The organism is Nostoc sp., from assembly GCF_041747015.1.
Lineage (GTDB): Bacteria > Cyanobacteriota > Cyanobacteriia > Cyanobacteriales > Nostocaceae > Nostoc.
On record NZ_JBGTFY010000123.1, the window covers coordinates 1 to 11714 of the forward strand.

The following is an 11714-nucleotide window of genomic DNA, read 5'->3' on the forward strand; positions in this document are numbered from 1 at the left end:
AGAGTCGCCCTAATTTCAGATGGTGATGTGGGTGCAGCCATATCCTGTGGTTTTGCTGGAACTGATATCCACGCGCTGATGGGTATCGGTGCTGCTCCTGAAGGTGTAATTTCCGCAGCCGCAATGCGTGCTATGGGTGGACACTTCCAAGGTCAACTAATCTACGATCCAGAAGTAGTAAAAACAGGTCTGATTGGAGAAAGCAAACAAGCCAATATCGATCGCTTAAAGTCTATGAATATCAATGACCCCGATAAGGTCTATGATGCACATGAACTGGCATCTGGTAAAACTATTCTGTTTGCTGGTTGCGGCATTACCACTGGTAATCTCATGGAAGGCGTGCGTTTCTTCAAGGGCGGAGCAAGAACTGAAAGCTTGGTAATTTCTAACCAGTCGAAAACTGCTCGATTTGTTGATACAATTCATATGTTTAATGAACCGAAGACTCTCCAACTGAAGTAATTTTTAGGGAATGGGGAATGGTAAAAGTAAGGGCGAAGCATTTGGAAAGAAATCTTTCTATGAAACTGAAAAATACTCACCAAAATGCTTCACCCTTACAGTAGTTAATAGTTAGTAGTTAGTGATTAATTATTGTTTGTTGCTGGGAAAAACTAACAACCAATAAACAAAAATTCCCCATTCCCTATTCTGATTCAATATCTTATTTCCAACTACAAACTAGTAACTACAATTTAGCAAATGAATATAGCAGTGGTGGGGTTAAGCCATAAAACAGCCCCAGTAGAAGTCCGGGAAAAACTGAGTATTCCAGAACCACAAATTGAAAGTGCGATCGCTCATCTGGCCAGCTATCCTAATATTAGCGAAGTTGCAATTCTTAGCACTTGTAACCGCTTGGAAATCTACATTGTTACCAGTGAAATAGATCAAGGTATCCGAGAAGTAACTCAGTTTCTGGCAGAATACAGCAAATTGCCCGTGCTTTCTCTGCGCCAACACCTGTTTATGTTGCTGCATGATGATGCAGTAATGCATATTATGCGGGTAGCAGGTGGTTTAGATAGTCTGGTACTTGGAGAAGGTCAAATTCTGGCTCAGGTGAAGACTACTCACAAATTAGGACAGCAATATAACGGTATAAAAACCATTTTAAATCGATTATTTAAACAAGCGCTGACAGCTGGGAAGCGGGTTCGGACTGAAACTAGTATTGGCACTGGCGCTGTCTCTATCAGTTCGGCAGCTGTGGAGTTAGCGCAGATCAAGGTGGCAAATTTAGCTGCTTGCCGAGTCGTAATTCTGGGTGCTGGTAAAATGTCGCGGTTGTTGGTGCAGCACCTACTTTCTAAAGGTGCTGTGCAGATTAGTATTGTAAATCGCTCTCGCGATCGCGCTCAAGAATTAGCGAAGCAGTTCCCCGAACAACCGATCCAAATTCACACGCTATCGGAAATGATGACCGTGATTGCCGATAGCGATTTGGTGTTTACCAGTACTTCGGCGACAGAGCCAATACTTGATCGCGCTAAGTTGGAAATGGTTCTAGAAGTTCAGCGCTCTCTGATGTTATTTGATATTTCTGTGCCGCGCAATGTTCATGCGGATGTAAATGAATTGGCAAATGTGCAGGCATTTAATGTGGATGATTTGAAGGCTGTAGTAGCGCAAAACTACGAAAGCCGTCGGAAGATTGCACAGGAAGCAGAGCGACTTTTAGAGGAAGAAGTGGAAGCTTTTGATATTTGGTGGCGTAGTCTAGAAACTGTCTCTACTATTAGCTGTCTGCGAAATAAAGTCGAAACCATCCGCGAACAAGAATTAGAAAAAGCTTTGTCGAGATTGGGTTCGGAATTTGCGGAAAAACATCAAGAGGTGATTGAAGCATTAACACGGGGAATTGTCAATAAAATTTTACATGACCCGATGGTGCAATTGCGATCGCAGCAAGATGTTGAAGCCAGACGGCGCTGTATGCAAACTCTGCAAATGCTGTTCAACCTGGATGCAGAGGAGCAGTTTAGCTAAACTGAACAACAATATCCCCGACTTTTAACCAAAAGTCGGGGATGAAAATATTGGTGAAGAAGGCAGGAGGCAGAAAACCAACATCACAACATTAGTTTGGCGTTAACGGCGGGAATCCTGATCTGCGGGATCGCCGTAGGGGTCTTCGCTGGCTGGGCGGACGTTACCAAACTCGCCTTGATCTGCGGGGTCGCCGTAAGGGTCTTCACTCGCTGGGCGAACATTGCCGTAAGAAGAAGCGATATCTGCGGGGTCGCCGTAGGGGTCTTGACTGGCTGGGGTAAGGTTGCCGTAAGATGCCGAGTCTGCGGGATCACCGTAGGGATCTTCGCTGGCTGGACGGACATTGCGATCACGGAATTCGGCGTCTTCAGATTGATCGCTGTTCGATCCTGTGAGGAAATCCTTCGCCTTTCGCAAAAAGTCATCTACCATGATCTGTCTCCTGATTTAAGTTCGTGTTTCTGACGTGCGCGATCGGCGTTATCCTCCGGGAAACCCGCTTTAGATTTACACACGCTTCGCTGATCTAGATTGCTGGAGCTGCGGATGAAGTTATGCCAGTGAGATCGCGACCTGTGGAACTCCCGTTATAGCCTTGGAATTGCTGATATTTTTGTGCTTGAGATTCTGGCACTCGAATTCCTTCTTTTGGTGGAGTTACCCAGTGAGCGCGCTTTTCAGCATCACGGTAGTATACACGCCCGTTCTTGGAAAGATAATACTTACCTTCCGCTCCTTCTTTTGAAGCATTCTGATGTTGGTTGTACATATAGTAAAGTGCTGCGGCTCCTGCTAGAAGTGCAACTTTTTGCCCTGTACCCATTCCCTTTTTAGCTTCGGGTTGGTTTGTAGTGTTGCGATTGCTCACTGTTCTACCAATGGTATCGTCAACAGGTGGCGGTGTAGCAGTACGAGAACCGCCTCCGCAGCTACTCAGCAAGGGAACCATTAGCAATGCTGAAAGCAGTACTGCAAATAGACGCGAAACTATTTTACTTTCTTTAAATATTGTGTTCATTGGATTTCTTCATCACCTGTATTTGCTAAAAGCCTTGCTGTTGCAAAAACAAAGTTGGAATTCCTGTTATTTCGTACTGAAAAAACATATACCACTGAATTTACAACTGCATCAGCTACAACTTTTATATATCATGATCGATTTTCTCAGGTATTCCATCCTGCCTTTGAGAGAAACTGCTTTCATCCTTAGGAAATATATTGTTGATTTTTTATTAATCACTTTAGCTGAGACTGAGAAGTATTCAGCAATTTCTCGGTTATTTTTTTGGGGTAAATCAATTAGAAAGATACAGCCGCTACGAAATATACTGTCAAAAAATACACTCAATATGATATCACAAAATACAGTCCAAACTAGAACTCGTCTGCTTTTGGCTTTGTGGGATTTGGGAGGAACACAGCAGGAAGTTAAGAAGGGTCAATTGACTAAGCGAATTGTATCTAAAAGCCAGAAGGTAGCAGATTATCAGAGTATATTCGAGGAATTACAGAGTCAGGGTGCGATCGCAATTTCCAAAAAGGGATACTCATTGACATCTGACAAAGGTTTAGAGGTATTGGGTGAGGGTTTGAGAAGTGGCGATTTTAAGTTTGAAGGGACGATTGTCGGTACTTGGGCAGCGAATGCGTTGGTGAAGTGGATTAGTCAGATTGATGTTGCGGTAGCTGGTGCAGATGTACTCGTTAATGGGAAAAGTGCGATCGCATCTTACGACGAGTTTAAGTCAGAGATTCTTGACTTGTTTGATACGCTAAACACTACCAGCAGCTACAGCGGTCTTGTGCCGATATGGCATTTGCGTCAGACATTAGGGAAGCGAGTAAGCCTTGACAACTTCAACAACTGGATGATGGCTATGCAGAGTGAGCAGTTGTTTTATCTCCAGAGTGGAGAAGCTCGCGGAGCCACAGAAGAACAGAAGAGAAACTCAATCAACAGTGATATTCGAGGTCTTCTGTTTTTCGCTAGTAAACCATCTTAAGAACAAGGTAGAAAATAATCATGTCAACTACAGATTTGTATAGAATATTTGACGAAGCACGCAAGCAATGTCCTAATCCTTTCACGCTGAAATCAGTCATATCAGCTGATGAGGTTTGGGGTGAGGTTATGACTGATTTACCTAGCTTGAATCAACATATTGACGAAAGAATATCTGATGCAATCTTTGAGATTCGCAAAAAATATTCCAACAAGATTGGTATTGCTGTCAAAGGTGATAGAGGTACTGGAAAAAGCCATGTCATTCACCGGATATGGAAAAACATTGCACAAGAAGGAGGATCTATCTTTGCTTATATCGGTCCTTGTACTAACCCAAAACGCATCAACTCTCATGTACGCTTTTATTTAGCAGATAGCTTCAACCATCAAGACATTCAAGGTGTTACCCAATGGCAGAAACTTGCCGCAGCAGCAATTAAAAGTTTAAAAGAACCTGAATTGAAGTATAAATATAGTCAATACATTCAAAGATGTGATTCTCCTAATGAACTGAAAAAGTATATTATTGCAAGTCAAAACAAAGATACACTACTAAGCTTTTTCGATGAATTAGTCGAAGCAATATTAGAAGAGCAACCTGGAATTGACTCCGATTTTTTGAGGGCGCTACTATTTTTGCTATTGAAAAGTGTAAAATCTGCTCAAATTGCCTTTGCATGGATTAAAGGTGAAGATCATCCTGAGATAAAAAAATTAGGATTACCCGAATTTCAGATTGAGCAACAAGAAGATAAATCTATCTGGATTATTCAGCAGATATGTAAATTAGCTGAAATAGCATCATTACCTGTGCTGATTTGCTTTGACCAGATAGATTATGCTGGAAATGACAGTGATTCTGGAGACAGTGGATCTCAAATTATCGCTAAATGCATTGATAAAATTTACTTTCAATGCAGTAATGTGATTCTCATCTGTTGCGTTATCAGCGATACATGGAGAGAAATTGAGCAGATGGGAAGTGGTATTCCAGATCGGGTTGGTCAAAGGTCAGTTACCGCCAAACCACCGACTGGGGAACAGATGATAGAGCTTGTCAAACTCCGATTAGATTGGTTCTATAAGCACAACAATCTTAATTCTCTTGACTATCCGAATTTATATCCTTTTAAGGAAAATGAAATAAGGAATGTTGCGAGTGAATCCGCTGGTGTACGTTCACTAATGAAATGGTGTGCTGAAGAGTTTGAAAAGGGTGTGATCCCTCTACCACCAAATACTGAAGATAAAAAAAAGAAAGAATTTTTAGAAAAATATAACGAATTGCTGAACAACCAAATTGATATCCCAATCAAAGATGATGATAAGTTGGCAGCAATCATCACCTGTGGGATGAAAATGATTCCTGATGGAGGTACAGAAAACGTAGTGATTACTAAAGTTGATAAAATTTCTGATGCATCACATGATTTACATTTGACTATTTCAGGATATGACTCTTTACATCAGCGTAATGTCAAGATTGGGATTAGAGTATCTGAAGCCACAAATGGTAAAACATTTAATGCAGTAATGGCGAGACTGCTAGACTATAACAAACACGGGATTACCCGTGGATGTCTAGTCCGTTCTACTTCTGTACCGAAAAATTGGAAAGTTGGAAACCAACTTAAAGACCAGCTTGAAAAGCAAAAAGGAGGTGAAGTAGTTGTTTTCAACAAGGATGAAATTAGACCTTTAGTAGCAATTGAAGCAATTTATACTCAAGCTGAAAACTACGGTTTTGACAAAGAAGAAGTAACTCATTTTGTTAAAGATTTAAGACTAGTTGCTGATAACCTACTCATTTGTGAAATCCTAAGTGCGCCTGTGTAATATGAGCATTACCATAATTAATGGAATTCAAATTCCAGCTTTTGACGTAGAAATGTTGACTCTAGGCAAGTTAATTGTAGTACCTTTCAATCAATTTCAAAAAGAAGGCAAAGTATTCTGGCTATATCCAGGTCAAAAGCTACCGCATAATCTCAGTCTAGAACAATATTATCAGCCTGAATATTTAGCAAAAGCTAAAATTTGTTCAGATCAACATACAACATATCCTATTCATATTAAAGCTTGGGCACGTTGTGAACTTCACTGGCATATTAATCATGATCAAAAGCAGCTTTTATCTAAAATTGCAGAATCGACAATTTGGCAATTGAGTGCTTTGGAACATATTTTTGAACAGTATCAAGTTCTGAAATTATTGATATTGCGAGTTTACCATTTGTCTACTTTATCTGTAGTTAACACACCAGTTTATCCTAGTGCATTTTACTGGAATAAACCTGAAGACTTAATAAATAATACAAGTGAAAATGATACCCCGATAGTTTCTAATGCTAGTTTTGTTAGGCGTAAAACCTTATTGTTAACAGGAGATTTGTATCCATATACAGATATAGAAAATTTGCAGTTTCAATGTGAGCAGATGGCACAAAACAATCTAGATGCTCAACAGTTAAATTACGACATTAAAAATTTTTTGGGATGGACTAGTGAAGCATCTAGCGAAAAACTAGATCAAAATCGGGACTGGATAAATGATATCGCATCATTAGGTAATCGGAGCAAAGAAGAAGATGAGGAAAAAACTAATTATCAAGCTGGTACAGATTTTGAAAATATAGTGCGTGATAGCCTAGAACTTCTGGGATTTACGATTGACTATACTCACAAAGGCGGTGCAGGTGGTTTAGATTTATTTTGTTCCAAACCATACCCATTATTTGGTGAATGCAAAGCAGGTAGAAAGATTCGCAATGATACCGCAGTGCAACTATTGAATTTGGGAATGCTACGCCGACCAGACCTTTTTGATCAGGCTGCTAAATTAATTATTGGCCCTGGTGAACCAACAACCCAACTACAAGACGCTGCAAAAATACAAGGTATGGCTATCATTAAACCAGAAACGCTTGAGAAGTTAGTCAAGTTGCAAAGCAACCAGCGCAACTCAGTAGACTTATTTAAGCTTAAAGAATATTTAAAAGCAGGTCAATCTGACGAGGAAGTAGAAAAATATATTGACCAAGTTTATACAGAGATAAGTCTGCGATCGCACATTATTACAGTAGTCAAAGAACTCTCTGAACAAGATAACCAAAGTTCAAAAGCTACACATCACGGTTTCACAGTTACAGAAACTCGTGTTCATTATAATGCCACTCATAAGCTCAAGCTAAATGATGAAGATGTTCACGATTTACTAATAGAGCTTTCTTCACCTTTAACAGGCTATTTAGGACGAATAAAAGGTAGTAATTGGAATAGCGATCGCTTTTACTTTCTCCGTGATTTACCTATTAACCAAAAATAGCAAAATATATCTCTTTTCTTACCTCTGTGTTCCCTGCACTTTGGCGATTAGTTTCAAAATAACTGAAGTGCGTAGGTGTAGCCAGATGTAGGCATCGCTTTTACTTTCGGGCCAATTGATCAATGAACTTAAAATAACCTATGAGATAATTAGAAGTAAACTAAAACACCAACTTACTCATCTGATTCTGCAAATAAAGATTCCAAATTTTGATAACCACTAACTACACGGACAATTTCAATTCCACTATTTATAACTCGATAAAGAATAATGTAATTATCCAAAGGAACACCGCGCAAATCAGGTTTAATATTTCCGTAGCTGCGTCCCATATTGGGGGAATTAGCTAAATATTTACACTTTTTATCAAACTTTTCAACAAAATGCTCCCCAGCATCAATATTTATCCTGACAAAATAATCAATAATTTCTGATAAATCCTGACTGGCTTTTGGAGAGATAATATGTTGGTTCATCCTTGTAATTCTCTCGCTTTACGCAGCTTTTCTCGCAATTGTTCAACTACAACTTCCCCATCAATACCTTCCCCTCTATCCAGTTGATCAATAGCAACCTCAACTTTTTCGCGTGTTTCTTCAACCCACTGCTGATAACCTTTTTCCCACTCTAATAGCAACTTCAATGCTTTACTAATCACTTCTTCAGGATTCGCGTATCTACCTGTAGCAATTTGGGCTTGGATAATTTGCTCTAATTCAGGTTTTATTTGGATATTCATGATTTACACTTGCAGTTGATTGACATCTGTAACCTGATTGTAATAACATTTAAAATCAGACAATTTGAAAAGCGTAGGCGTAGCCAGCCGTAGGCATCGCTTTTACTTTCTCCGCGATTTCCCTATTAACCAAAAATAGCAAAATATCTCTCTTTTCTTACCTCTGTGTTCTCTGCAATTTGGCGGTTAGTTTCAAAATAACTGAAGTGCGTAGGCGTAGCCAGCCGTAGACATCGCAGTTATCCCAAAGTCAATATATCAGCCTGATAGTTTGTCACCAACGGCAGAATTTTTACCCATTGTGAACCTAACAAAACTTCTGTAATTTCATCACCTGCATAAACAGGAATCTCATACTCCTGTACATCCAATAGCACCTTATCTAAATACCTATCAAATATAATTTCTCCCTGTGCAGTTCGCAGAACTTCATCCCCGCTGTAAGCCCAGTCAAGACTATTTAAATCTTGTTTATTAATTGCTATAAATCCTGTGAGCCCAGTATCTAACATGGTATCCACAGGCAAATTCAATCCATCACAAGTTATTAAGTCAATTTCAAAAAATAGTTGCCCCTTTTCCCCAAATTTACCCTGAATCATATTGTGCCAGTTGTTCCCGTTTCATTCAAACAAAAAACACAGTGGTCAGTATTTTGGTACTTTTCTAGAGCTTTTTTATGAGCTTGCATTTTATCTGCATCAATCAAGTAATCATCACTATTTGGCTCCACAGCAATATACCAGCCATAGTGTTCCTGAATCAAATCATGACGCACGCGCTCAAAAATTGCTCGACAGCGCTGATAAAATGCCTCATCTTCAGCTTTGCGTCTAGCAAGTTCTTCAGGTGGTAAAGTGCGTTCTGGAAAGATTCTACCTCGACGTGCAGGTTGTTTTGCAGTTGATTCAGTCATAGTAATTAGCCACATTTGTTAATGCTGCCTTAACTTTATCTTACTGTGCTCTGATAAATTTTGACTAGCTTTTGGAGAGATAATATGTTAATGGCAACTGCATAAGTCATCGTTAAAGCTAGTTGGCTGTTGTCGATATTTGTCGTAAACTCTGATTGGATATGCGGTAATCAGTTAGAAGTAAAAGTTCAAACTACAGCAGAGTCGTGTACTAATTAAGATTTTTGGCATTGCTGAATCTCTAGAATCGAGTGTTTGAAACTCTTGCCTTTACACGGCAGTTGCTTCTCCGTAGGGGTACAAGTCGGGGAACCCGCCTAACGTGCTGCCTTGCCTTTGCGTGAGGCTAAATTCATACTTTGTAATCAGCAACGCCATTGCCTATTTTGATTTTTGTTTGTTCTAGACTCGACCTTAACGCACCTTTATCAGATCATGAAGAATGATTAATAAAAACGAGTATGGACAAACATGATAAAAATGCTATCTGAAAACTTGATTGGAATTGAGGCAAGATTACAAATTAATTGGGTTTGGCTAAATGCCAGCTTACAGTTTGCTAGTTGGGGACTTTTTTCGCTTTTACTCGCTGAAGTCTTGAGAGACAGTTACCATGTTTTGTGTCATCAAGTCGATTGGCTTGCTAAATGGCACAACAAGCACCACATGGCCTATCGCCGCGATTTATCAATAGTTTCTCTAAAAGTTTATCAAGAATCCCAACTCTATCACGACATTTTAGAGTCTAGTTTACTACTGGTGGTATTGGTAGTCATTGCCTTAATTATCCAGCAAATGGGGTTATGGCTGGGGGTAGCTTATGCTTGCACCTTCTTGTATGGCGCGTCTGTGCGATATTTTCAGGGAAAAATTGATACAGACTACAACCACTTACCTGGACCTTTAGAGACAATTCCATCCATTTGGTGGGTGAATCGTTCTTACCATTGGCGGCATCATTTTGATGATGTCAACGCTTACTACAGTGGTGTCTTTCCTTTAGTGGATAAAATTCTGGGCACAGGACTGTCTCTCAAGGGGAAAACCATCGCTTTAACTGGAGCATCAGGAGCCTTGGGGCAAGCGTTGACGGCTGAACTTGTAAAGAATAATGCTAAAGTTGTGGCATTAACCACTAATCCAGAAAAATTAGTAGAGCAAGCTGGGGTGAAGGTGGTTCCCTGGCAGTTGGGCAATGAAGCTAATCTGAAGGATAGTTTAGAAAAAGTAGATATTTTAATTATCAACCACGGAATCAATGTCTACACCAGCCGCACACCGGAGGCCATCAACTCCTCCTATGAGGTGAATACTTTTTCAGCATTGAGGTTGATGGATATATTTTCGGCAACTGTAACAGGGCCACAAGCAAAAGCAACAAAGGAAATTTGGGTTAACACTTCTGAGGCTGAAGTGTCTCCAGCACTGAGTCCGCTTTATGAACTCAGCAAGCGATCGCTAGGAGATATTGTTACACTCAAGCGTTTGGACGGGAATTGTGTAATTCGCAAGTTAATTCTTGGCCCGTTTAAGAGTCAACTGAATCCTTATGGAGTGATGTCTGCACAACAAGTTGCTCGTGCTATCTTATTTTTGGTAAGGCGAGACTTCCGAAATATTATTGTGACGATAAATCCTCTTACTTATCTGCTGTTTCCCTTAAAAGAAACTAGTAGGTGGCTATACTATCAAGTCTTCAGCCGAACAGCGAAAAGTGAACAGGACTTACCCAAATAATAGCCGAAAAGAATGATTTTCAGGTAGGAGCAATTCATGAATTGCCCCTGAGTGCGTGTAGCTTTGCGTAGGCGTAGCCCGCACTTCTCTACGTTCGCGCAGCGTGTCGCAGACAGACGCTGCGCGTAGCAAGATCCCCTGCGCGTAGCGTCTCCGATAGGAGAAGGGTACGGCAAGCTCAGTGACCACCGCAGGCATCGCTCCGAGTGAGTGCTGATTGTTTAATGTTTAAAAAAGCATACTTTTATGCACTTTTAAAGTGGAAATGCTATTTTATTCCAGATTTTGAGCAATTATTACCTTTCCTGGGGTTGCTCATTTGCATATTTATAGATGATTCTTTTCACTAATTCCTGATAATCTAATTTTTCCATAATACTATCTCCTGTTAAGGATCATCAGTAATTAACCAACCATCTTTCTCTAAAGCTAACTTAACAGCATCATGAAAAAAATCTTTTGCTGACATACAAACTTACACTAACACCCTCCATCCTATTATATGCTCTCTCTGCGCCTCTGCATCTCTGCGAGAGAAACACAAAAAAAAGGGATAAGCAAAACGCCTATCCCCCAAAAAATCAACTAATCAAAGTATCAAGTTCCACTTGTCCAAGAATTGATGTACTCAATTTGATCTGCTGTCAAACTATCAATCGTAATTCCAATAGCCTGCAACTTCAACCGAGCAATTTCTTGATCAACTTCAACAGGAATTGAGTGCAAACCAGGTTCCAACTTACCTTTATTCTTCACCAGGAATTCACAAGCCAAAGCTTGGTTTGCAAAACTCATATCCATAACTGCGCTTGGGTGTCCTTCAGCCGCAGCTAGGTTAATCAAGCGTCCTTGTCCCAGAACGACAACTGATTTACCATTTTTCAACTTATACTCTTCAGTAAAAGGACGAACTTCTTTGACTTCCTTAGCATTAGCAGCCAAGTATTTCAAATCAAGTTCCAAGTCAAAGTGACCGGAGTTACAAACGATCGCACCA

Annotated in this window: 13 protein-coding genes and 1 pseudogene; 6 read left to right on the forward strand and 8 right to left on the reverse strand. The window is 40.1% G+C overall.

The window, feature by feature from the left end:
• On the forward strand, positions 1-465 hold a 465-nt coding region (locus ACEW80_RS09185; RefSeq protein ID WP_373526285.1), incomplete at its 5' end, for a fructose-bisphosphatase class II.
• 240 nt (positions 466-705) lie between these two features.
• The gene (locus tag ACEW80_RS09190; protein ID WP_373526286.1) at positions 706-1992 is read left to right on the forward strand and encodes a glutamyl-tRNA reductase; all 1287 of its coding nucleotides are present in this window, start codon (positions 706-708) and stop codon (positions 1990-1992) included.
• A 102-nt stretch (positions 1993-2094) separates the two neighbouring features.
• Here the strand turns inward: ACEW80_RS09190 and ACEW80_RS09195 are convergent, their stop codons facing one another.
• Together ACEW80_RS09195 and ACEW80_RS09200 are read right to left on the reverse strand one after the other, a co-directional pair.
• Positions 2095-2427 (reverse strand): translation initiation factor, encoded by a 333-nt coding sequence (locus ACEW80_RS09195; protein WP_373526287.1) that lies wholly within the window; start codon positions 2425-2427, stop codon positions 2095-2097.
• 94 nt (positions 2428-2521) lie between these two features.
• The gene (locus tag ACEW80_RS09200) at positions 2522-3013 is read right to left on the reverse strand and encodes a hypothetical protein (protein WP_373526288.1); all 492 of its coding nucleotides are present in this window, start codon (positions 3011-3013) and stop codon (positions 2522-2524) included.
• 331 nt (positions 3014-3344) lie between these two features.
• Between ACEW80_RS09200 and ACEW80_RS09205 the strand changes: the two genes are divergently transcribed.
• The 3 genes from ACEW80_RS09205 to ACEW80_RS09215 are packed head-to-tail and all read left to right on the forward strand — an operon-like array spanning position 3345 to position 7325.
• The gene (locus tag ACEW80_RS09205) at positions 3345-3998 is read left to right on the forward strand and encodes a hypothetical protein (protein WP_373526289.1); all 654 of its coding nucleotides are present in this window, start codon (positions 3345-3347) and stop codon (positions 3996-3998) included.
• A 20-nt stretch (positions 3999-4018) separates the two neighbouring features.
• Positions 4019-5836, forward strand: coding sequence for a hypothetical protein (locus ACEW80_RS09210; protein ID WP_373526290.1), 1818 nt, complete (start codon positions 4019-4021; stop codon positions 5834-5836).
• Between the two features lies 1 nt (position 5837).
• Positions 5838-7325, forward strand: a complete 1488-nt coding sequence (locus ACEW80_RS09215) for a DUF1802 family protein (protein ID WP_373526291.1) — start codon at positions 5838-5840, stop codon at positions 7323-7325.
• 173 nt (positions 7326-7498) lie between these two features.
• Here the strand turns inward: ACEW80_RS09215 and ACEW80_RS09220 are convergent, their stop codons facing one another.
• From ACEW80_RS09220 to ACEW80_RS09235, 4 genes are all read right to left on the reverse strand, one after another.
• Complete coding sequence (locus ACEW80_RS09220) at positions 7499-7801, reverse strand: type II toxin-antitoxin system RelE/ParE family toxin (protein ID WP_373526292.1); 303 nt, start codon at positions 7799-7801, stop codon at positions 7499-7501.
• Positions 7798-8064 carry a type II toxin-antitoxin system ParD family antitoxin gene (locus ACEW80_RS09225; RefSeq protein ID WP_373526293.1) on the reverse strand — a complete coding sequence of 89 codons (267 nt, stop codon included), beginning with the start codon at positions 8062-8064 and terminating at the stop codon, positions 7798-7800. The genes ACEW80_RS09220 and ACEW80_RS09225 overlap by 4 nt, the downstream gene beginning before the upstream one ends.
• A 239-nt stretch (positions 8065-8303) precedes the next feature.
• Positions 8304-8666 carry an aspartyl protease gene (locus ACEW80_RS09230; protein ID WP_373526294.1) on the reverse strand — a complete coding sequence of 121 codons (363 nt, stop codon included), beginning with the start codon at positions 8664-8666 and terminating at the stop codon, positions 8304-8306.
• Positions 8663-8980, reverse strand: coding sequence for a hypothetical protein (locus ACEW80_RS09235; protein ID WP_373526295.1), 318 nt, complete (start codon positions 8978-8980; stop codon positions 8663-8665). Before ACEW80_RS09235 ends, ACEW80_RS09230 begins: the two co-directional genes overlap by 4 nt.
• A 471-nt stretch (positions 8981-9451) precedes the next feature.
• Here ACEW80_RS09235 and ACEW80_RS09240 point away from each other — a divergent pair, with 471 nt between their 5' ends.
• Entirely contained in the window at positions 9452-10717 is a 1266-nt protein-coding gene (locus tag ACEW80_RS09240) for a bifunctional sterol desaturase/short chain dehydrogenase (RefSeq protein WP_373526296.1), read from the forward strand.
• Positions 10718-11108: 391 nt separating this feature from the next.
• Here ACEW80_RS09240 and ACEW80_RS09245 read toward each other — a convergent pair.
• Positions 11109-11186, reverse strand: a pseudogene (locus ACEW80_RS09245) (element excision factor XisH family protein); the annotation flags it as partial.
• A gap of 128 nt (positions 11187-11314) precedes the next feature.
• Positions 11315-11714 (reverse strand): adenosylhomocysteinase (locus ACEW80_RS09250; protein ID WP_373526297.1); only part of this gene is annotated, 400 nt, incomplete at its 5' end.